The sequence below is a fragment of the Mesorhizobium sp. U510 genome (assembly GCF_059180695.1).
Genome location: NZ_CP180532.1, coordinates 2,056,362 through 2,077,026, shown reverse-complemented (window position 1 = coordinate 2,077,026; position 20,665 = coordinate 2,056,362). Strand labels below are relative to the sequence as shown.

Here is a 20,665-nt window from a genome sequence, read left to right as displayed (position 1 = left end):
GCTGTCGCATGGCTCATTCTGACGACCGGTAGATGACAGCAGTCGACCATGCAGGATCGTCGTGCTTTTGCCAGTAGAGATTCATGAGCCGGCGGGTGACAGGTCCGACGCGCCCATTAGCGATTGCGGAGTCGTCGATACGCGTCACGGGCATAATGCCGCCGGCAGTCGACGTGATGAATACCTCGTCAGCCGCTTTGATCTTGGCGCGACTGACATCAGTAGCCGTGGCCGGGAGCCCCATCTCGGCACAAAGGTCGAAGACAGTCCGGCGCGTGATGCCTGGCAGCACCCCAAAAGCTGGCGTCCTCAGGGATCCGTCCTCTACAACGAACACATTGAAGCCGGGGCCCTCCGCAACGTGCCCGTTTGCATCCAGGATCAGTGCTGTTTCCGCCCCCATGTCGTAGGCTTCAAAAAGGCCCTTCACGAGATCGAGCCAATGATAGTTCTTGATTGAGGGATCAATCGATTTTGGCGGGATGCGAACGGTATCGCTGATTGCAACATGCAGGCCTCTTTCCAGCTGTTCCTCGTTGGCAACCGACCCAAATGGGACGGCGAATGCCATGAAGCGGTTCTCCGCCTGGCGAGGATCGCGACTGAACGTCGGCGATGATCCACGCGTGCAGATCATCTCCACGTACGCCGATTTGTGGCCCGACAAAGCAACGCAATCGTTGAGGATCGATGTTATTTTTTCACGATCATAGGGCAGCTTCATTCGCAGCCGTTCCACACCTTGGAAGAACCGGTCAAGGTGCAAGTCCAACCGGAAGAATCTGCCATTCCAGACGTGCACCGTATCGTAAGTCGCGTCGGAGTGGAGGAAACCCCAATCGAGCACGGAGATCTTGGCCTCGGACATCGGCACATATTGTCCATCCATGAACGCAACCCCGCGCGGGTAGCGCCCTCGATCAACGTAATGCTTGTCGACAGTTGGAAGCGCAGGTAAGAGCTGTGTCATCGGGGGCGCCATTCTTCTTCCATACACCAGGACGGTTGCTTTCCCGCGTGGAACGGTCGGGCAACCCACACCGTCCTAACGCAAGATCAACTGCGTCCTAAATCGCACGGTTGAAAAGGCGAAAAAACTCAATCTAATGCTGGACGCGCAATGGCGGTTTCAAAAAGCGGCCCGGAGTGATGACTTCAGCGCAACCCGCCCTACGCTACTCCGCAACGCGTGGCTCGAACTTGACACGATCAAGCGAAATCATGCTCCGGAATTTTCGGACATTAGGGTTGGTATAGAGCTTTGTCTTGACGAAGACGTCAAAGGCCTCGACGTCCTCAACGGAGACGAGCAGCACGAAATCGGCGTCGCCCGTAACCATGTAGCACTGGGTAACCTCTTTGGCCGCGCGCATCGCGCGCTTGAACTCATCGACAAGGTCAAGACGCTCACGGTCGAGCTCCACCGTGACGACAACCGTGAGCAACTTACCAAAAGCCTTCGGATCCACCAGTGAGATGTCCGCAAGGATCACACCATCCAAACGCAGCTTGTTAACTCGACGCATACATGACGCTGCCGAAGAACCGACCAGTTCCGCCAGTTCGGCAAAAGAGAGCCGGTTGTTCTTTTGTAGAGCCTTAAGGATCCTTCGATCTAGGTCATCCATGACTAACGCCCGCTGTGATTGCAACCTGAATAATCGTCCTAAAGTGGTGCTGCAAACATTGCAGTTTGGCCTGAAAATTGAAATAGCTAAGTCAATCTTGACCTACGGACCGCAGGAATTCGCCGCCGCTAATGGTCCAAGAGTCCGTCAATGGGCGCTGCAAGCGCAGAGGCGGTGACGGGACCGATGCCGGGAACGCTCATCAGACGGCGCGCGGTCTCATCGGCTCTGGTGAGAGCCAGAATGGCCTGATCGCTTTGTCCGATCTCATGATCGAGTTCGTTCAGCCGACGCACGACAGGCAACAGCGCCGAGCGTATGATCGCCGGGTCATGTCGTTGCTTTCCATGATGAGAACCGCCAGACCACGAGCATTGTTCGGTCCCTGCGCGGCGATGATCCCGATCTCGGCCAGATGGCTGCGCAGTGCATTGAGCAGTTGCGTACGCTGTGCCACCAAAAGTTCGCGCACCTTATGGTGCATAAGCGCAGCCTGGTTCGCGACCGATCGCACCGGTACAAAACGCATGGAGGGCCGCGTCACCGCCTCGCAGATGGCCGCTGCATCAGCGGCGTCGTTCTTCTGGCGACTCACATAGGCCTTCACATACGCTGGCGGCATCAGCCGCACGTCATGGCCAAGACTTGCCAGTTCGCGAGCCCAATGATGAGCCGAGCCGCATGCTTCCATGCCGATCAGGCACGACGGTAGACGCTCGAAGAATGCCAGCACATCTTTGCGCCGCAGCGCACGAGACATGACGACACGGCCGGCAGCGTCGACAGCGTGGGACCTGGAAGACATGCTTGGCCAGATCGAGGCCGACAGTGGCTACAGCATTGAATTCGATGTCAGTCTTTTCCATGGACGGTGCTCCTTCAGATGAGTGCTCGACAGCAGCCATCTTTTCACGCCTCTCACCAGGATTGCGGATGCCCGTGCCCGGTAGCGCCTCGTCACGCATGAAGTCGTGCAGCTCCCGCGCGATTTTGAGCCCGGCAGTCTCGATGCGGACAGTGTTTAGCTGCTGGTGGTCCACCTTATCCTCCTATGCCACCAGTCGATTGTCGACAGGAAGATCTTTTGCGACGACCTCAGCCAACATCGCTGATGTCGCGGCAGACAGTGTCCAGCCAAGGTGCCCGTGGCCGGTGTTATAGTAAACGCCCGGCGCTTTCCCTTTGCCGACACGCGGCATCATGTTCGGCCTCATAGGACGGAGGCCCGCCCATGGCACGATGTGGTTCGTGTTGACGCCCGGGAAGAGTTGCCGCGTCCAGTCTACTAAAGGTCTTACCCGGTCATCCCTTATGTCCAGGTTCTGGCCGTTGAACTCTGCGGTCCCAGCCACACGGAAGCGCGCTTCGCCAAGCCGGCTGGTAACGATTTTGGCCCTATCGTCGAGGATGCTCACCCAGGGAGCGGCTTCCTGTGCCGCATTGCCCCCCAGCTGTATCGTGATCGAGTAGCCCTTGACAGGATAGATGTTGAGACGATCGCCCAGCATCGCCGCGAAGTCACGGCTGTTCGAGCCCGCGCATACGACGATCGCGTCGGCCTCGATAACCTGCGCCGGGGCAGCCTGGCTCGAGTACGTCACCCTGAAACGACCGCGTCGCTCAATTCTTGTCACCGACGCTTCGTAGTGGAAACTTCCACCGCGCCGTTCGCATGCTCGGGCCAAGCCGGTGGTGTACTTGTGGATGTCACCTGTTGAGTCCGAAGGCGTGTAGAACCCACCATAGAAAGCGCCTTGCAAGGCCGGCTCAATGGACGCGATCTCGCCAGGCGTGACCGGCCGCCTGTCAAGGCCTCCTTCGAGGAGGAGTTGGTTGACTTTCGTGCCGTGATCGAAGCCCGGCTTGTCCCAATAGACATGTAGAATCCCGCGACGAACGTGGTCGAAATCGATGCTTTCACGCTTAGCGATGTCGAAGATGTGCCTGCGCGCAGCGATAGCCAAACGGGTCGTGGCAACAGTATTCTCGCGGTACTTCGCGATATGGGATACAAATTCCGCAAGCCAGCTGTACTTGTGCCATGTCGGCGCCGGATTCATCAGGAGTGGCGCGTCGCGCCTCGCCATCCACTTAATGCCCTTTAAGATGGTCGACCAATGGTTCCAGACTTCCGCGTTGCTCGCCGAGAGCTGGCCGCCGTTTGCAAACGAAGTCTCCATTGCGGCATAGCGCTGACGCTCTAGCACGGTGACGTCATAGCCGTGGTCCAAAAGGGTATAGGCTGTCGACACACCGATAATGCCGGCACCAATCACAACAATCTTGGGCATTTCGCTCTCCAGACAAGACAATGGGTTCGGGCCAGTCGGCCCGCGGCTCTTCCCCAAATCTGTCACTGTACCTGAGAGCTTGACCGGGTGGCCCGGCTTTCCCCTTCGGTGGACGCTCCCGGCGTCTCTCTCCAGATTGTTCGGCAGCACGGTCGCTTGTACCTGAGAGTTTCCTTGGGGGGTTGCTCCGTCGGTGTCGGCAACATGCCGATCTCTCCCGTACTGCCTATTGAACGGTCTATTAATAGCTCCGTCCACCGATAGTTACAGCCCTAGCTCGCGGCTTAACGGTGAAACATGCCCATCATTTTCGCCAGCAAGCTGAAACGCGTGAACCGAGGATGCCCGTTTCTTCGGCAACCAGCGTCTCCAGCAAGACCATGCGATGCGGGTTCAATGCGTCGTTGTGCCAAGCGGTTTGCGATGCGGCGCACTTCCTGCGGGCTTGGGTGGGCTGGTGCCCCGCCGTTTCGTTTTTTGGGGCGTCGCGTTGTTGGCCTGATGGCGCACGGTTGCCATCATGGCGAAGGCCAGCATAACGAAGGAAACATGCCGATGCCAGCCGCGCCAGGATCTGGTCTCATTATGATCGAGGCAAAGCTCGTTCTTGGCCGCTTCGGCAGACGGCATCATCGGCTTGATTGCCGCCCAAATCTGGTCGAAATTACGATAGGCTATTATGCCCCCTCCTCATTGAGAACAGGAATGTCTGCTCTGGCATAGAACGCCAGCATGGGTCCGAGATCAAAGGTCGTTGCGGGCGCAAGCCTCTGGACCGACCGTGGCCATGTTTCGGTTGAGATGCCGTCGATCCCTCGCGCCAGCGTGCTGGCAAATCGGGGCATCAGCGGTGCGAGTGTCTGTGCCAGGATCCCAGCGGCGGTAGCCTGAAGCGCGAGCGAAGTGCGGGTGCGGGCGGGATAGAGACGTCGCGCCGCTGCTTCGATATGACGGCGAGACCGGGGCTCGCTCGAGTTTCGTTTTGGAACGCGGACGAGCCAGACCGCGAACTGGCGACAGAACTGGAACTGACCGCGGTCTCTAATCGCGGCCGTGGCGGCCGTGCCGGTGATTGGGCTGTTCCCTGGACGGCGCGTTGGCCCACCTGGCTTGACGGCATTTACAATGCCTTAGTCGGCCCTCGCGAGGTGACGGCCGCACCGCAGGCCACGGGCCGAGCACGGGCGCGATCGATGCGGTTATCGACCACCCGGTGTTCGCCACCTTACCGTGTGGTGACGATGCCGCGGCTTTTGGAGCGCAGCACGACTAAGAGTTCCACGCTTACAATGGTTAACATTCATATGATCGAAAACGCTGGCTCAGGCGACGACGCTAGCGATTTGCCCGATGCCGCTTTTTGTACGCAAGGTTTCACTCTGTTCGACATCCGACAATTGTTGATGTCAGACAGGGCGCCAAATCCTCTAACCAGTTGTTTTAATCGAATTTCTTCTCTGGCACATTCTGTGCTGCGCGGCTTGCGAATGCATCAGCAAGAAAATCGTCCCATGATCACACTCACTGAAAACGCCGTCGCCGCCGTCAAGGCCGCGCTTTCCCGCGCCGACGAACGGGCGGAAGGCTTTCGCATCAAGGTCGAGGCGGGCGGCTGCGCCGGCCTCAAATACCTGATGGGTCTGGAAAGCGTCTCGCGGGAGGGCGATGCCATCATGGAGACGGACGGGTTCAAGGTGTTCGTTGACGCAAACTCCCAGCCCCATCTCGCCGGCATGACCGTTGACTTCGTTACGGACCGGGAGTCCTCGGGCTTTGTCTTCGACAATCCCAATGCGCGGGACAAATGCGCCTGCGGCAAGTCCTTCGGCTAGCCGCCACAACGACACCTAATTTTGTGTGGAGTTCGGCCGAACGGGTTTTTTGCATCGAGCCTCGACGGTGGACCGAGCTACAAAACGTGCAGTGGGACATTTCCCACCTTTGCCGCGTCTCGTAAGCGCCCGGGCGATGGCAATGGCCAGATGCGACTTCCGGTTCCGGGCCACCAATCAGCACGCCATAGGACAAACGCTATCAAGGGCATCTGAACCGCCGGGAGGCGGCGGAGTTCGAGAGCCCCGGCGAGTTCCGCCGCGCGGCTGGCCTAGGCAGAGATTGCCTTGACCCTCAAGCTCAAGCAGCCCTCGGTCTCGAAGATCGAGAAGCGGGCCGATATGTATCTGCCGACACTCAAGGGGTACATAGAGGCGATTCGGGGGGACAACCCCCTCATCGTCGCCTCCCCTCGCGCGCCCCTCGGTATAGAGCAGGTCGGCGATATATAGCACCCAACCCCTCTCCACATGTAATGCTCAGCGCAAGGTGGACGAACCCGCCCGAAGGCCACGCGGGCCGGCTGGACGCGCCTTTTGGTCATAGATTGCCGAAGGGACGACGGTCTCGTCGACGCTCGCAATAGTATGAGCAATCCCTCGTTAAGCCGGATACCGACCTGCCCGCTGTCACGCTTGCGTGCGTTCGCGGGGACCCTCTTCCCTCGCCCATGCTGGCCCAGGAGTGTCCGACGATGTGCTCGCCAACGACGCTTGGTCACAGCTTCCATATCTGATCAAGTAGATGCCTCCGCGCCTGCGCGACATCTTCGGTGGCTTACAATTTATCAAATTTACGGCGATCATCGCCGCACCCGCAAAGCGACAAAAAACGTTAAACGGCCATGTCTGCTGCCTTCTTATGCGGCTCGAGGACACATTGAGCACAGGCAAATACTGGCAAGCATGCTAGCGCCACGACCTCACCTCGCGGCGGCAGTTAACGACCCACTGCGGTTTCCCAAAGGCCTTCGGACAAACTTGGCGCAGCGCTGTTACGCCAGGCACAGCACGTCGAGATCTGTCGAGCATCAGCCGTTGCGAAAGGTGTAGCCATAACCGTTGAGCGCCGGCGCGCCGCCGAGATGCGCGTAGAGTATCCTCGAGCCCTCTGGAAAAAAGCCTTTTTGGACGAGGTCAATCATCCCTTGCATCGATTTGCCTTCATAGACGGGATCGGTAATCATACCTTCGAGCCGCGCACACAGACGGATCGCATCCTTGGTTTCCTCGGATGGAATGCCGTACCGCGGGTGCGCGTAGTTCTCGAGCAACACCACGTCATCCTCGGCAAGTTCCGATCCGAGTTCGACGAGGGTCGCTGTATGTCGGGCAATGCTTAGCACCTGCGCCTTGGTCTTGGCCGGGATAGCAGAGGCATCAATACCGATCACGTTGCGCTGTCGACCGTCCTTGGCGAATCCGACGAGCATGCCGGCGTGCGTTGAACCGGTGACCGTGCAAACGACCATGTAGTCGAAGCCAAACCCTAGCTGTTCCTCCTGGGCGCGCACTTCCTCCGCGAACCCCACATAGCCGAGGCCTCCATTCGGGTGAACAGACGCGCCGGCCGGTATCGCATAGGGCCTGCCGCCCCTTGCCTTGACCTCATAGAGCGCTCTTTCCCAACTGTGCCGGATGCCGATGTCAAAGCCTTCGTCGACCAGGCGCACCTCTGCGCCCAAGATGCGGCTCAAGAGAATGTTGCCGACCCGGTCGTAGACGACATCCTCATGTGGAACCCAGCTCTCCTGGACCAGGAGACATTTCATGCCGATCTTGGCGGCAACGGCGGCGACCATGCGCGTGTGGTTGGACTGCACGCCGCCGATGGTGACGAGGGTATCGGCATCCGACGCGATCGCGTCGGGGATGATGTATTCGAGCTTGCGCAGCTTGTTGCCGCCGAACGCCAGACCGGAGTTGCAGTCCTCGCGTTTGGCGTAGATCTCCACCTTGCCGCCCAGATGCTTGCCGAGCCGGTCGAGCTTCTCGATGGGTGTGGGTCCAAAGGTGAGCGGGTAACGCTCGAATTTTTCCAGCATATTCTCTCCGGCGATGATCATTAAGCTGAAATAGCCCCGCAAAACTCGTTCCATAAGCGCCGCTTGGATTGGTCGGCCGCGCTTTCCGACCTTCCATCAGAGCCCTGGGGATTTCCACCGCTTTCCTTGCGATTGAGACGAAGCGATCCACATGCCGGCATGCTGCGGTGAGGCGACCATCGCCTAGCAAACCTACGACGACACGCGATCGGCATCTGCGTTTTTGCCAGCTTTGCGAGCGCAGGCAGACCGCCAACCAACAGACTTCGATAAAAACGCAGTGGTTCTTGTCTGCGATTGGACCGACATGAACCGCACAGTTGCCGAGGCGAATTCTGCGAGGCGATTTTTGTGGCGCTCAACGCCTCACAGAAGGTTCAGCTGCTCGATCGAAGTGCTCGTCTACCTGATCGAAACGGGTGCCAATGCCCTCGAAAGGCTGGCCTCGCCGCGGCCGTAAGTCTCCGGATTGTAGTTAACGAGCGTGTCGGTTCTAGCCGTATCCAGCAACTGATTAGTTATCTGTGTCGGTGTTGCTGACGTGAATTTGCTGCCCAGAATGGCGGCATAGCCTGCAACCACGGGTGCCGCGACAGACGTCCCGGATAGCCCAATCTTGTCACTATCGACCCCCACTGTCAGGAACTGGTTCTGCACCTCCGAATCTGAACCGGCGTAATTCGAATAGGAGGCGAGCTTTGCCTTGTTTTCGGGAGTGCCATTGCGCTCTAGCGCACCCACAAAGATTGCCGATTGCTTCCCAATCAGGTCGAGAGAAAGGAAATCAATATCCCCATCGGCAAGGGTATCTACCGCTACGGACCCGTTGCCGGCTGCCTTTGTGAAGACCGCAGCACCCGCCCGAGCCGCATCGACAATCGACTGCTCAAGCCGGTACCCGCTCACTGGTTCCTCAAGGCCATAGCTCAGATTAATGACATTGAGGCCCTGCTTCAGCGTGAGCGGAACTTGTTCCGAATAGTCAAGCTCGGTTATGTTTGCGCCAGGTGCGACCATGCCGGCTGCTTGAGCGACCCACTGCCCATGTTGCCGCCATTGGGAGCCATGGCCGAGATCCCCCTCCTGTCCCATGTTACTTGTGAAGTCATCTATGACAGTTACCGACACGCCAGACCCATTATAGCCCGAGGCCCATGCTGCGCCGACGTCCGGGCTCATCCAGCAAAAGGTGCCATCGGCATTTTGTGGGCAACGCGAGCTGCTGCCGTCCATGGCTGGCCTTGCAGCTCCTCCATCGCCGGCGAGCCTGGATTGGAGGTCATCGGCGAAACCGGGTGGTGCCGACGTCCATAGGACAAGACTGGCAAGGTACGCCACCGGCAACAATCGCTTCATCTGCATTCAACTCTCCTGTTTGAACTGTTCTTCATCAACAAGACGAAGCGTTTCACCATGGCTAGAACACCTCTGAACCAGAGCCCGATGTTCAGCGGATTCAGATGAGCGTTCGCCAGGTATTTCAACGTGTCCGCCAGCCGGAGCAGCGACGCCACAGACGGCAATTCACAGCCTGGGCGCCGCGATCCACCCACGTTCGGGCGCATGAGGGTAGGGTGGCAGTCTAGTGGATCGAAACGGGTGCCAGCGCCCTCGAAAGGCTGGCTTCGCCGCGGCCGTAAGTCGCCGGATTGTAGTTGACGAGCGTATCGGTCCTGGCTGTATCCAGCAGCTGATTAGTAATCTGTGTCGGAGTTGCGGACGTGAACTTGCTGCCAAGGATGGCGGCATAGCCTGCAACCACAGGTGCCGCATAAGACGTGCCGTATAGGCCAGTCTTGTCACCCTCGACACCCACGGTCAGGAACTGGTTCCGCACCTCGGGGTTTGAGCCGGGATAATTCGAGTATCGGGCCAGCCGCGTCTTGTTCCCGGGAGTGCCATTATGGTCGAGCGCACCCACGAAGATTGCCGATGGCGCCCCGATCAGCCCGAGGGTTAGCCCATCGAAATCCCCTTCGTGCGGCCTACCTACCTCGTTGCTGTGGTTGTCGGCACTCTTTGTGACGATGGCAGTGCCCGCCCAGGCGGCATCGACGATCGCCTGCTCGCGCGGATGCTGGCTCAGTGGCTCTATAATGCGGTAGCTTGCATTGATGATATTGAGGCCGTCCTGCAGCCCGATCGAAGACCCCTCGAGATAGTCATACTTGAATATGTTTGCGCCAGGGGCGACCATGCCGGCAATTTCAGCGACCCAATCTCCATGTCGCTGCCTCTGCGTACCGCGACCGAGGTCTGCATCAAATGGCTGTTCCTTGAAATCATCTATGACATTTATCGATACGCCGGAACCGATAAAGCCTGATGTCCATGCTTCACCAATATCTGGGCTCATCCAGCAGAATGTGCCGTCGGCATTTTGTGGACAGCCCGAGCTACTGCTTTCCGCGGCTGGAGTACCGGTCGTTCCTTTGCGGCTGATACCGGCATCGAGATCACCCGCGAAACCGGGTGCAGCCAACAGGCACGCTATAAGACCGACAACGAAACCTGCCGGGAACAATTGTGTTTTGTGCATAATAGACTTCCTGTCTGGATTGTTCTTCATCAACGAAATGTACCGGCTATGCCTTTCCCTATCTCTAGAATTCACCCCTGAACCGGAGATCGAGTTTCAATCGGCTTGGATTGATGTTTGCCATATATTTCAGCGTGTCCGCAGGCCGGAGTTGCGACGCGGCCAGACGGCAATTCACTGTCTGGAAGCCGCTGACGGCGCCATAGTCAGCCGTGCAAGGTCGTTCCGTCAGGTTCCCGCCCAAAATCGAACTGACGGTGAGAGAAAGCGTCGTGGACGGTGTCGGTCGCTTTTGCAGAATAAGGCCGAGTTTCACACCTGGCTCGATTCGGACCTTTTCCGCATGTTGGCCGGTGCTCGCACCCCACAGGAGACCGAAATCATCCGACAGCTGCGTCAACATTTCGAATCGCATGTCGATCCATTTGCTATGGTACCACTTGTCGAAAGACACTTTGGTACCGCCCGACAGCTCGTATCCGCCTTGTTCCAGATGGTTGGCGGCCGCGGTTAGCTCCGAACCCTGGTAAATGCCGACAAGGCTGGTCTCCTGTCCGTTCGCAGTTATCGGGCTGGCGAAGAATGCCATCACGAACAGGACGTAACTCGCCGACCGTATGCACATCTGCAACCCCCCTCGTTGGATCCGCCAGCAAATCATGTGATCGACACGCGTACTGCAGTCCCTTGCCGCATGTTCAAACCACACGGAGGGTCCAGCCGCAGACGCATGGCCGCCAGCGGCCAACGTGTTCATTCGCAACAAATCTGTGATCTCCCGTCCTTCAATTTCGCCCGAGCCATCTCTTCGCTCTCCCTGGCAAGCAGCTCCCGCCCTCTCAACGGAAGCCAACAAAATTCATGCCGATCTAGATGACGGCGCCATAGAAGGAATAGTATGTTTGTTTTCAGCGGCTTAGACAAAACGTCCAAGACGCCGGCCAACCAAGGCCGTGTCGTCGAACCGACAAAGCCGACACAATTGCCGGATATCGACGAACACGCTGAGCGTGAACCCTCCCGTATGGCAACACTCCCTTCTCGCTCCAGCCATGCGTCGGAGAGCCTCGAAACGGCTTTCATTTTCCATTCGACGCAATCCTCTTCAGTCGGACATTGCGCCGCCCAATTTGAAGTTCTGTACGCGAATCGTCTGAAAAGGCATGCCCGGCAGAGACGGAGCTCCCTGCCGGGCCGGGTTCGCCTTGGGAGGCGGCGTAAGCTAGCGACTTTCGTGGCGGTGGGACCACTCAATCCGTGCGTTTTGCGCAATAACGAGCATCTGCCGTGCCAAGCCAAAAGCATTTAAAAAACACCCGAGAGTCAGCTTCCTCTACGTTGCGTACCCGACATTGTCGGCTATCGGACAATGCCGAACGAGGCCTCTCGGCATCGACCTACACCTTAACCAGAGCGCACTCACCAGGCCGTTCGATGCCATTTCGACCTGGCGAACTGGTGGTGACCGGGTTTTAGCTCCGAACTGTTCGCAGGCTGACGGACAGGGCGGATGTTTACCTTCAATGCAGAGGGCGCGGCCACGAGAGACGGCGCGGCGAATGTGGCGGGCAGATGATCGCGAGGATCGCCACAATCGGCATGGCCGCGCCGTAGGCCAATCAGCCCTTCGGCGACCTCGCGATGTGACGCCCCAGCAAGTGAGCCGTCGAGCCCACGAAGAACGAAGGTTAGACGCGTTTTTTCCGGCTTTGGCCCAGACTTAGTTCATTGAGGCACTCGAGCGCCCTCAGGCGGTGCTTCGAAAACATCGCGGGCCAGGTCGCCTCGGCACGGAGGTAAATAGGGTGCAAGATATCCGCGCGGCAGCGGGCGACAGCAGGCCCGTCGCACGACATGGCAATGCCAAGAGCTCGAGCGGCGATACGGCGATGTCGCCGAGGATGCGGACAGCAGTTCGAGGATCAACACATCCGGCAGACTGGCAAATCAGCAGCCTGATATCTGTCCACCCTCAGGGCCGCACTCCAGATCGGCGTCCACTTATTGCCTCCGCTTGCATAAGCGCGACGAGGAGCGCTCGCCGGGCGGAGCTGGTCGGGTTGCGCAGCCCGGCGAGTGCGGATTGTTTGGGCGGTGGGCGCGTCAGGCGCGGTTCTTGAAGCTCATCATACGGCTGTGGCAGAGCCGGACATGTGCCGCCTTCACACATGTTAAGTTTTCCGGCGCTTCGTTCGCCTTCGAGATGAAGCAACCCGCGTGCCGCGCGCTGCGATCGACTACCGTTGCCCGGAGAACCGAAACTGCATTCCCCTGGCGTTAGAACGATGAGAATGCCGTCCGACCATACCAGGCCATGACCTCAATAATCAAACTTGAACAAAGTGACGAATCTGAGCCCTGATCTTGTTACGGCGCCTCAAGGGAGGAGCAGCGATATGCCGAGCGTTTGATTGCGCTGTGGCACATCTTGAGCTTCATTCCTATGCTCATCGTCGCGCGACTGGTACCGAACTTCCTGGGACCCATCGAAAAGCTCAGCCCCTTGCCCGACTTTGCCAGCGCAGCTCGATCGCCAAATCAGAAAGAGCACACTTGCGAAATAGCCCAGCTGAAGAAGTAGCGAACAGCCCAGCGTCGTGACGACTGCTAGACGGAACGAATGCGAGGCGAAGTAAACCGTCACAGCGTTGCCGCACAGGACCAGCCCGAGGAGCCGACAAAAGATGATGAAGCGCATGCCGTTCTCCTGATTTTGTCTCGTCAAATTATGCAGCTCATGCTGCGATCTGGTCGGCCGCGAGATGGGTCTGGCAGTTCTTTGGGCAGACGCGGCCGCAGGCTCCGCAGCCAATGCAGCGGCCGGCATGGTCGACAACCATGATCATACGATTGAGCTCACCGTCGAAATCGTCGTCATCGGCGTCGCAGGCGCCGAGGATTTCACCCGTGTCATCGACGCCGTAAAGATGCATGACCTCCCGCGAGCAGACTTTGAAGCAGCGGCCGCAGCCGATACAGATCTTGCCATCGATAGCGATCAGATATTCCGGCACCCATATGGAGCCGTCGCGGCTGATGAATTTGCTCCTCATCGCAAAGTCTTCATTTTGGCAAGCTCTCTCCTGGCACCATCCAACTCGGCATAAACGGCATGCGTTTTCTCGGCGACTTCCTCTATCTCAATCCATTTGACCGGGAGACCCTCGGCAAGGTCGCGCAAGTTCGTCTTGGCAATTGCCGCGCGCAGTTGAAGCTTTCGGACTTTCTTCGCCATCTCATCCAGGTTTGACATGATCCTTCCTCGAAAATGGATTTCTTCACGCCCGCGCCACGTCGGGATAGGCAATAGCTGCAGTCGCATCGCCGACCAGTTTCGCGCCGGTGTCCGCGAGTTTCCGGAGAGTCTCGAAGCCGAACCGGTAGACGTCTCGACAGACGTTTGATTCTGTTGTTGACAATGTCATCACGCCTGAGCGCCCCTCGATCGCCAGCTCCGCTACGGTCTAAAACATGTCGAGCCTCCACAGCACGTCCGGATCCGGATTGCCAATGAGTGGATATTCCGGCGCAGTTCCTCGATGATAATGAAATCGGCCAGCAGCCCGGTGTCCGATTTCCGTTGGCATGAGCCGTGGAAATCCTGAGCACGGGTCAGCCGCAGGAGGCATTTGACGAACGGGCGGGCAAGGGCCTCGCCATCCTTGTTGACGGCAGGGCCAAGCGCTGCGTGAGACATTTCGTTTCCTCAATTTCAGGTCTCGTCCTCAACGGAGGATTTCTGCTTTCGGTTACGCCGACTTCGGGCCCGCTTACGCAGCCGACGTCCGGCCTCGCCAGGCCGATTCCACGTAAATGCTGCCCCTGTGGCCGACCTTGAACAGGTCCTGGACTGTGACGTCTTCAACGGCGGGCCAAATTCGCGTCGAATATCGCCGCCGCGGCTATTCGGTTGGAAGTCTAAGGTCCGAGCCCTGAGCTGGAGCAAACCGTCGACCCTGTGCTCCATGGACACAGTTACTGCGGGCGCGCCGCAGAAAATGGGCGAATTGACCAGGGGTCCATTCCACTTGTCATCCCTACACCTTGCCGGGCTGAAAGTTCGTGAGAGGTTAGCCACGCAGCCAGTTGTCCACTTTGATCAGAGGAGCCGGGGACTCTCTACGCAACATGTTGTTCTCCATTCCCACACCTTTCCTGACGTTTATGCGCTAGCTGGTTCTTCTCTCAGAACGGGACACACCGGTTAGGAGACCATCAAAGCCTTGCGTGTTCTCATGCGATCAGCCTCACTCAGTATTGCCGATCTCAACCAGCAAACGTCATGCCAGCGCTTTGCCCGCAGTAAATGCATGATTCTGCCTCGAAAACCTCACAAGCCCAAGACGGCCGGTTGTTTTGAACCCGACATGTTTTCTGCCGCTGTCCGCTTTTGGACACGCATCATGCGTCAGACGCTTGAGGGCGAGAACGGCTTGGCTGTCTGCCCTGCGGTAATGTTGGCGTCGGCTCATCTAGCATCATTCGCCGCCGGCGATGCGCGGGCGCGCACAGCTAGGCCGACCCAGCGCCCCGAACCGCATGACCTTCTTGACCGGCCGGCATTAGGTCGGAAATTCCGCGATTCCGAAAAAGTTGGTCAGCGCAGTGCAGCCCGCTCGGCATTTGCCGCACGAATGGCAAGCGCCCGAAAGCTGTCAACCGAGCGATCCTCCAAGGCGCGGGCCGGCGTCTCGACGATATGTTGGTTAAGGCCGGCCAGTGTTTGTGCCTATGGTCTGGGAGTGGCCTTCGGGCAGCCAGTGGTAGCGAGTAAAGCTTCGGCATCCTCGGCTTTGATTGCCGCCAAAATCTGGTCGAAATCACGATAGGCTATTATGCCTCCTCCTCATTGAGAACAGGAATGTCTGCTCTGGCGTAGAAGCCTAGCACGGGTCCGAGATCAAAGGTCGTTCCTGGCGCAAGGCGCCGGACGGACGTAGGCCATGTTTCGGTCGAGAAGCCATCGATACCTCGCGCCAGCGTGCTGGCGAATCGGGGCATCAGCGGTGCGAGTGTCTGCGCCAGGATCGCAGCGGCCGTCGTCTGAAGGGCGAGCGAAGTGCGGGTGCGGGCGGGATAGAGACGTCGCGCCGCTTCATAGTCTTGCGCCTGTCGGTAGACTACACAATCGCTCACGAAATCGCAGGCCTGCGCGGCCGCGCGCCGGACCGAGAAGCCATCGTCCGAATAAGCGCGTTCCATCGCCGCGCGATGGATCTCTATCCGAGCAAAGAAAGCGCGATCGGCGGGAGCCCAGTCGCCTGCATCGGGCACACAGCCGCCAAAGTCCTGCTTGATTTCCCGGTGCAGCGCATCAAGCCAATTCAGCCAGATCCCTTGGAACACCTCGTTCTCGGTGCGGCGTAGCGCGTCCAGCGTGAAGTTCGTTCGCTCACCTTCCGGGCGTGTCAGGCCCAAATGAAGACGGACGACATCGACTGTCTTTGGGCCCAGAACCTCTTTGCCCCAGACCGCATGACCGCGGCTGGTCGAGAATTTCTGGCCGTCGAGCAGGTAGAACTCGTTCACATGATACCGGATGCGCGGGGTCCAGTGGGAGAAGACCTCAGCATAAAGCGCCGGATAAAGCAGGGCGTGATAGAAGGAATTATCGAAGCCGAAGAAATGGACAATCTGCCAGTCATTGCTGGGCAGGGCCGCATTCCAGTCTCGACCGAGCGATGTAGCTAGCGTCTGGATGTTGTAAAGAAAACCAAACGCCATCTCTGGCCAGACCCAGGTCACCTGCCCCGGGAACCCCTCGGCCGGTAGCCCCCAGTCCGACGGGTGGATGATGGGCACGGAAAAGTCGCCACGTTGGCGTAGGCGCGCGAAGAGGTCCATGATCCGAACGGGGGCGCCCGACGCCCTTAAATGCCGGTCGATATTGTCGTAGCACCGTTCCAGCGCAAGTTCGGGACGGCGCACCGAGCCGACCACCGGCGCCTCGGCCGAGTGCCGCGACCGGACTGCATCTAGGTCGTGGCATAGGTTCGGCGCGCCGCATTCCTCGCAGATGTTGCCACCAGCGGAGCTGCCGCAATCGGGGCAGAGGCCGCTTACATCCGGCTCGTAAAGGTAGTCGCCTGTCACAGCATCGAAGAGCGCAGGGCTCTGGCGCAGATCTACCGCCGTGCTGCTCAGAAGACTACGGAAACACGCTGCTTGAAACTCTGCATAAGCGCTATCGCCCAAAGTCGGGAGGAAGCTGTGGACCTCACAGTCGAGAAGCGCAAGCGTGGCTCGAATCTCACGGGCGTAGTGGCGCACCATCTTTGCGGGCGTCGATTGCTCGGCATCGGCACGCGTGGCCACGTAGCTCTGATAATCGTCGCTTCCAGTCAGGTGATAGGCTTCGACCCCTTTCATGCGCAGGAAACGCGTGTAGACATCGGCGCCAAGATAAGGGCCAGAAAGATGCCCCAGATGCAGATCGCCATTAGGCGTCGGCGGCGTGGAGAAGACGAAGATCGGCCCGCGGGGAATCGCGACCTGTGCAGCAGCTTCGAGGGCGGCCTTGCCGTCGCGCCAGTAGACATCGACGAAGTTTAGGTCTTCGACCCCATCGTTGTGCAGCACATGCGCTTCAAAAGGATGGAACAGAACGACATCGCCGGGTGCGACCGAGATTTCCCCAAGGTCGGTCCTGACCTTGCCCGCTCCAGACAGGACCACGAAAGCCTCGATTTCGTCGTGCCGATGGGGCTCGGATGTGGCGCCTGGTGCCACCTTGCCAAATGAAAACCCGGTGCCCGCGCTTCCCGTCCCAAGCGCAGCCATGTCGATACCGAACGCCCGCGACAGCTGCGTTCGAGAAAACGTGGATTTCCGCATGACGAACCTCAGCTGTCGAAACAGTTGTCTCTTCGGCTGCCGACGCAACAGCCTCTGCTGCAAGTTGCGAAGAGAGCGGCAGCCCGACACGTTGGCCCCCCGTCAGAATAGTCCGGCTCTGGGCCCCAGGCGGGCGAAACTACGGGCGCCAGGAGGGCTTTAGGCGTCACAGAAGAGCGCCCGGCGACACCTCCACATCGACATCCCGAAGCGTGGTGATGGACTGCCGGCGATGCTCCAGTAGCCGGCAATCAAAACCATGCTCTCCGCGCATTTTTTGGCGGCCGATCAGTTTCGTATCCATGGCCTCGCCTGGTTCCGTGAGCTCAGTCGCGATAGAAAATGCCGTTTGGGAGCTTGAGGTTGTCGAGATCAGCCACTTTGTCCTCTGGCGGATTAAGGGCGCGCTTAAGCACGTTATATTCAGCGCGGGTCGGTCCACCGGTTGAAGCACGCTGGAACACCAAGTAAAGCGTCCGCCGCGAACGATTGCTTTTATTCGGCTTCGAGTAATGCGGTGCGTAATCGTCGAAGATGAAGATGTCGCCAGCCTTCCATACTACGGGTTCCCAGGAGAATGTTTCGGCGACCTCAGGATCAATCACCCCGCCGGCATCCATGGGAAATACCCCCTTCTTATGGTTGCCGGGGCTGAAGAAAAGGCCACCATTGTCCGGGTCGGAATCGTCAATGCCTATGGCAACGATCGCATGGACCATCCGGTCGGGCAGCCTGTGTGGAATGTGATAAATGTCCTGATGCGGGCGATAACCGCCGCTATCGGGATAGTGGAAGATCAGCAACTCCTTGAGTCTGCGCGAATCTTCGCCAAGCAAATCCTCGACCGCAGAGTTTATGCGCTGATCTTCTAGGAGGAGAAGACGCAATGGGTCATGGAAGTCGAGAAAATTCTCGGCCTTGGAGGTGATCTTTCGATCATCAGTCGTCTTCTCGAACCACATGAGCCATTTATCATCGCTGACATCCCAGCGTGATACGTCTTCAACAAAGCTTGAAATCCGTTCCACAGCCGCGGGATCGAAGAACCTTTCGAGCCTGATGTATCCGTCTTTCTGCCACTTTTCTCTTTGTGCATCAGTCAACATGCGAAAGGCCTCCTGTTGGAAAAAATGGTTGGTCGAACATTCCGGTTAGAGGCAGTCGGGCGCTGGCCAGGGTGTGGCCCACGGAGACGATACTCCACGGCATGTGGGCGGCGACGCTAAGTGCATTCCGCTCCGGCTGGATTTCAAGGCTGTGTTGTCCCTCCTCAATGGAGCGATTGTCCAGGCTCGTAAAGATTTGTCGATCCGGTACGTCTTTATAGGAGTCACGGCCGAGAATGCTGTTGATGGTGCGACTGCCCGATAAGGCGACCTTTCGTGCAGCTTGACGCGAAGCAAGCCGTGGGCCACGCGAATGTTTACGGCAAGTTCCCGTTCCGGTCGGCCGATCAGGGAGGGCACGTCGGCGGCATGAGTCCATCGATCTCCAAGAACGGGTACTATCCGCGGAGAGTTCAGCGCTAGACTGGCCATCCCAGGCCGAGCCGGGCCAGGGCTTCCCTAAGCTCGTCCCGATCATTTACCTCACCCGGTCTAGCCATCACACGCATCGCTACGAGCCGGAAGCCTCCGCTGACGGCCGACGCAGCCATGGCCGCCAGGGCCACTGCGCACTTTCGAGTGAGCGACCTGGTACGGTTTCGACGACCGTGGGGCAAATGGACGCCCGCAGAATAAAGCGATGCGCCCATAGGTCCAAGGGCATCTTCAGTCACGATGAGTTCGGAGCGGACTGCGGCCGTCGCCGCAGCGGAGGCGGATAAAATTCCTTGGATGCCACCGCCGATGATCAGTAGTCGCTGAGTCATATCCCGCTGCCCATTTCTTCGGCTACCGGGTCGGGCCAGCTCTCGACGGTGGTACGGCTGATAAAGCCAGGATGCTCAGGGTTCGCGCACGGCGCGCGCTGTAGAAGGCTGTCAAGAATGCGGCGAGCTCGCCAGGCCAGCAGGCTTAGGTTCGGATCGGCCAGCCCGCGCTGCCCGGGATTGGCGTTCTGTACGAAGATGCGTCTGTCACGCGGTCCATCCCAGCACACCGAAAAATCCTCGTTGATGACCAACTCATTGTCGGTCTGTTGCAGCCGATCCGCCATCGGTTCCAAAAAACTTGGCACGGCGTTCTCGTAACCGGTGGCCAGGATGACGATGTCGGCCGTGACTTCTTCGACGTCGCCCAAGCCGCGCTGCAGCGTCAAGTTATGACCCGCGCCGGCGTTGATGCAGCGCGAAACGTTGCAACCCGGCCGCAGTGCGATGTCACATAGGTCTGGCTCAAGAAATTCGTGGCGATACAGCGCCTGGTAGACGGCGCGCAAAGTGCGATCCGAAATACCATCCGAGGCGAGCACGAAACGCCGCAGGAACAGCTTGCGCTGCGGCTCGCTCATTGCCGCGAAACGATCCGAAAAACAGGGCATGAACAACTCGTTTGTGAACGGGCTGTTGTCGAGGGGGAGGTAGTTTTCGCGCTGCGAGACCCAGGTGATCGAGGCAGGCCGCCGTTCTCTTGGCCCACCGACCAAATGCAACAGCACCTCGGCTCCAGACTGGCCTCCACCAACGACGCAAACATGTTTTTGCCGCACCTCAGGATGGATGTGCAGCAAATCGGATGAATGGAACAGGTTGCGTCCGATCCAGCCCTGAAATTGAGGTGGAATCCGCGCTTGCTTGCCGATGCCGACCACCAGGTCTCTGGCACTAAGCACCGCGTCGTCCGTCCGCACCCGAAACTCGCCATCATAGCGTATTTCGCGGACGGTCTCGCCGCCGCGCACAAGGGGGTTCCTGCGGAACGCCCAGTTCAGGTATTGCTCGAACTCAGCCCTGAGCACAGCATCGAACTGTGCATTCAGGAAGTGGTACAGACGCCCGTTCTCGTGCAGGTAGTTTATGAAAGTGTAGGCGGATCGCGGATTCACCAGCGTGACCAGATCCTTGATGTGGCTGACCTGGAGTTCTGAGGAGTCGAAAGCGCTGCCTGGATGCCAGCGGAAGTCAACTTGCCGATCCAAGAACAGTGCCCCGTGCCCGATTTGCTCGTGTATCTGACACGCAAGGCTCAAATTGGACGGGCCAGCACCGATCCCAATGCAAGAGAGATCCAGGTGCCTTGCTCCTGCTGACGCCTCCCAATCAGGCGCTGTACGCGGCGAATGTCGGCCATAGCCGTTGGGCTTGCCCTCCCCGCACGCATCATCGACACCACAGGACTTGCAACAGTTTGTCCGCGCGTTCGTAGTATCGGGTGTGACGCCCGCGGATGCCGGCTCCGTGATGAGATCGGCACTCATGCCGACGACATGTTGCGCGTGGCTGGCATCAATACTCCCGCCTCGATGACCCGGAGTGGTCAGTGACATGCTTTCGCAGCCTATCCCTCATTGCAATTGGGCTCGGTTGCCCGCCTCGACCGTGATGAGCCGACCT

At 58.7% G+C, this 20,665-nt stretch carries 16 protein-coding genes, 3 pseudogenes and 1 riboswitch; of the genes and pseudogenes, 2 read left to right on the top strand and 17 right to left on the bottom strand.

Annotated elements, in window-relative coordinates; all coding sequences use genetic code 11:
- Positions 1 to 13: 13 nt before the first annotated feature.
- The 5 genes and pseudogenes from ACLGL5_RS11885 to ACLGL5_RS11865 form a co-directional block, all read right to left on the bottom strand.
- Entirely contained in the window at positions 14 to 982 is a 969-nt protein-coding gene (locus ACLGL5_RS11885; RefSeq protein WP_083246557.1) for an aminotransferase class IV, read from the bottom strand.
- Between the two features lie 193 nt (positions 983 to 1,175).
- Entirely contained in the window at positions 1,176 to 1,628 is a 453-nt protein-coding gene (locus ACLGL5_RS11880; protein ID WP_069091094.1) for an Lrp/AsnC family transcriptional regulator, read from the bottom strand.
- Positions 1,629 to 1,980: 352 nt separating this feature from the next.
- Positions 1,981 to 2,494: pseudogene (locus tag ACLGL5_RS11875) on the bottom strand (IS110 family RNA-guided transposase); the annotation flags it as partial.
- Positions 2,495 to 2,677: 183 nt separating this feature from the next.
- The gene (locus ACLGL5_RS11870) at positions 2,678 to 3,919 is read right to left on the bottom strand and encodes a D-amino acid dehydrogenase (protein WP_069091093.1); all 1,242 of its coding nucleotides are present in this window, start codon (positions 3,917 to 3,919) and stop codon (positions 2,678 to 2,680) included.
- A 139-nt stretch (positions 3,920 to 4,058) separates the two neighbouring features.
- Positions 4,059 to 4,149: riboswitch (glycine riboswitch) on the bottom strand.
- A 163-nt stretch (positions 4,150 to 4,312) separates the two neighbouring features.
- A pseudogene (locus tag ACLGL5_RS11865) lies at positions 4,313 to 4,537 on the bottom strand (IS701 family transposase); the annotation flags it as partial.
- A gap of 893 nt (positions 4,538 to 5,430) precedes the next feature.
- Here ACLGL5_RS11865 and ACLGL5_RS11860 point away from each other — a divergent pair.
- Together ACLGL5_RS11860 and ACLGL5_RS11855 are read left to right on the top strand one after the other, a co-directional pair.
- Positions 5,431 to 5,751: an iron-sulfur cluster assembly accessory protein gene (locus ACLGL5_RS11860; RefSeq protein WP_069091091.1), complete on the top strand. Its 321-nt coding sequence runs from the start codon at positions 5,431 to 5,433 to the stop codon at positions 5,749 to 5,751.
- 288 nt (positions 5,752 to 6,039) lie between these two features.
- Positions 6,040 to 6,204, top strand: a complete 165-nt coding sequence (locus ACLGL5_RS11855; protein WP_171903244.1) for a hypothetical protein — start codon at positions 6,040 to 6,042, stop codon at positions 6,202 to 6,204.
- A 578-nt stretch (positions 6,205 to 6,782) separates the two neighbouring features.
- Here the strand turns inward: ACLGL5_RS11855 and ACLGL5_RS11850 are convergent.
- The 12 genes and pseudogenes from ACLGL5_RS11850 to ACLGL5_RS11795 form a co-directional block, all read right to left on the bottom strand.
- Positions 6,783 to 7,796 carry a 1-aminocyclopropane-1-carboxylate deaminase gene (locus ACLGL5_RS11850; RefSeq protein WP_069093281.1) on the bottom strand — a complete coding sequence of 338 codons (1,014 nt, stop codon included), beginning with the start codon at positions 7,794 to 7,796 and terminating at the stop codon, positions 6,783 to 6,785.
- A gap of 402 nt (positions 7,797 to 8,198) precedes the next feature.
- Entirely contained in the window at positions 8,199 to 9,158 is a 960-nt protein-coding gene (locus ACLGL5_RS11845; RefSeq protein WP_083246555.1) for a S8/S53 family peptidase, read from the bottom strand.
- A 220-nt stretch (positions 9,159 to 9,378) separates the two neighbouring features.
- On the bottom strand, positions 9,379 to 10,365 hold the full coding sequence (locus ACLGL5_RS11840; RefSeq protein ID WP_245307033.1) for a S8/S53 family peptidase: 987 nt from the start codon (positions 10,363 to 10,365) through the stop codon (positions 9,379 to 9,381).
- A 34-nt stretch (positions 10,366 to 10,399) separates the two neighbouring features.
- Entirely contained in the window at positions 10,400 to 10,960 is a 561-nt protein-coding gene (locus ACLGL5_RS11835; protein WP_069093279.1) for a hypothetical protein, read from the bottom strand.
- Between the two features lie 1,752 nt (positions 10,961 to 12,712).
- Complete coding sequence (locus ACLGL5_RS11830; RefSeq protein ID WP_069091089.1) at positions 12,713 to 13,033, bottom strand: exopolysaccharide production repressor protein; 321 nt, start codon at positions 13,031 to 13,033, stop codon at positions 12,713 to 12,715.
- Between the two features lie 37 nt (positions 13,034 to 13,070).
- Positions 13,071 to 13,388 (bottom strand): ferredoxin III, nif-specific, encoded by a 318-nt coding sequence (gene fdxB, locus ACLGL5_RS11825; RefSeq protein ID WP_069091088.1) that lies wholly within the window; start codon positions 13,386 to 13,388, stop codon positions 13,071 to 13,073.
- Positions 13,385 to 13,588, bottom strand: coding sequence for a CCE_0567 family metalloprotein (locus ACLGL5_RS11820; protein ID WP_027033222.1), 204 nt, complete (start codon positions 13,586 to 13,588; stop codon positions 13,385 to 13,387). Before ACLGL5_RS11820 ends, fdxB begins: the two co-directional genes overlap by 4 nt.
- Before the next feature lie 25 nt (positions 13,589 to 13,613).
- Positions 13,614 to 14,032 (bottom strand): annotated as a pseudogene (locus ACLGL5_RS11815) (DUF269 domain-containing protein).
- A 1,136-nt stretch (positions 14,033 to 15,168) separates the two neighbouring features.
- Positions 15,169 to 17,169, bottom strand: coding sequence for a class I tRNA ligase family protein (locus tag ACLGL5_RS11810; RefSeq protein WP_069091087.1), 2,001 nt, complete (start codon positions 17,167 to 17,169; stop codon positions 15,169 to 15,171).
- A gap of 166 nt (positions 17,170 to 17,335) precedes the next feature.
- Entirely contained in the window at positions 17,336 to 17,473 is a 138-nt protein-coding gene (locus tag ACLGL5_RS11805; protein WP_171903243.1) for a hypothetical protein, read from the bottom strand.
- Positions 17,474 to 17,495: 22 nt separating this feature from the next.
- On the bottom strand, positions 17,496 to 18,275 hold the full coding sequence (locus tag ACLGL5_RS11800) for a phytanoyl-CoA dioxygenase family protein (protein ID WP_069091086.1): 780 nt from the start codon (positions 18,273 to 18,275) through the stop codon (positions 17,496 to 17,498).
- A gap of 763 nt (positions 18,276 to 19,038) precedes the next feature.
- Entirely contained in the window at positions 19,039 to 20,343 is a 1,305-nt protein-coding gene (locus ACLGL5_RS11795) for a lysine N(6)-hydroxylase/L-ornithine N(5)-oxygenase family protein (RefSeq protein ID WP_069093278.1), read from the bottom strand.
- Between the last annotated feature and the right edge of the window lie 322 nt (positions 20,344 to 20,665).

Bases quoted from the DNA above. Each gene is read 5' to 3' on its own strand.
- ACLGL5_RS11885 (WP_083246557.1), bottom strand. From the start codon at position 982: ATGGCGCCCCCGATGACACAGCTCTTACCTGCGCTTCCAACTGTCGAC.
- ACLGL5_RS11880 (WP_069091094.1), bottom strand. From the start codon at position 1,628: ATGGATGACCTAGATCGAAGGATCCTTAAGGCTCTACAAAAGAACAAC.
- ACLGL5_RS11870 (WP_069091093.1), bottom strand. From the start codon at position 3,919: ATGCCCAAGATTGTTGTGATTGGTGCCGGCATTATCGGTGTGTCGACA.
- ACLGL5_RS11860 (WP_069091091.1), top strand. From the start codon at position 5,431: ATGATCACACTCACTGAAAACGCCGTCGCCGCCGTCAAGGCCGCGCTT.
- ACLGL5_RS11850 (WP_069093281.1), bottom strand. From the start codon at position 7,796: ATGCTGGAAAAATTCGAGCGTTACCCGCTCACCTTTGGACCCACACCC.
- ACLGL5_RS11845 (WP_083246555.1), bottom strand. From the start codon at position 9,158: ATGCAGATGAAGCGATTGTTGCCGGTGGCGTACCTTGCCAGTCTTGTC.
- ACLGL5_RS11840 (WP_245307033.1), bottom strand. From the start codon at position 10,365: ATGAAGAACAATCCAGACAGGAAGTCTATTATGCACAAAACACAATTG.
- ACLGL5_RS11835 (WP_069093279.1), bottom strand. From the start codon at position 10,960: ATGTGCATACGGTCGGCGAGTTACGTCCTGTTCGTGATGGCATTCTTC.
- ACLGL5_RS11830 (WP_069091089.1), bottom strand. From the start codon at position 13,033: ATGCGCTTCATCATCTTTTGTCGGCTCCTCGGGCTGGTCCTGTGCGGC.
- fdxB (WP_069091088.1), bottom strand. From the start codon at position 13,388: ATGAGGAGCAAATTCATCAGCCGCGACGGCTCCATATGGGTGCCGGAA.
- ACLGL5_RS11820 (WP_027033222.1), bottom strand. From the start codon at position 13,588: ATGTCAAACCTGGATGAGATGGCGAAGAAAGTCCGAAAGCTTCAACTG.
- ACLGL5_RS11810 (WP_069091087.1), bottom strand. From the start codon at position 17,169: ATGCGGAAATCCACGTTTTCTCGAACGCAGCTGTCGCGGGCGTTCGGT.
- ACLGL5_RS11805 (WP_171903243.1), bottom strand. From the start codon at position 17,473: ATGGATACGAAACTGATCGGCCGCCAAAAAATGCGCGGAGAGCATGGT.
- ACLGL5_RS11800 (WP_069091086.1), bottom strand. From the start codon at position 18,275: ATGTTGACTGATGCACAAAGAGAAAAGTGGCAGAAAGACGGATACATC.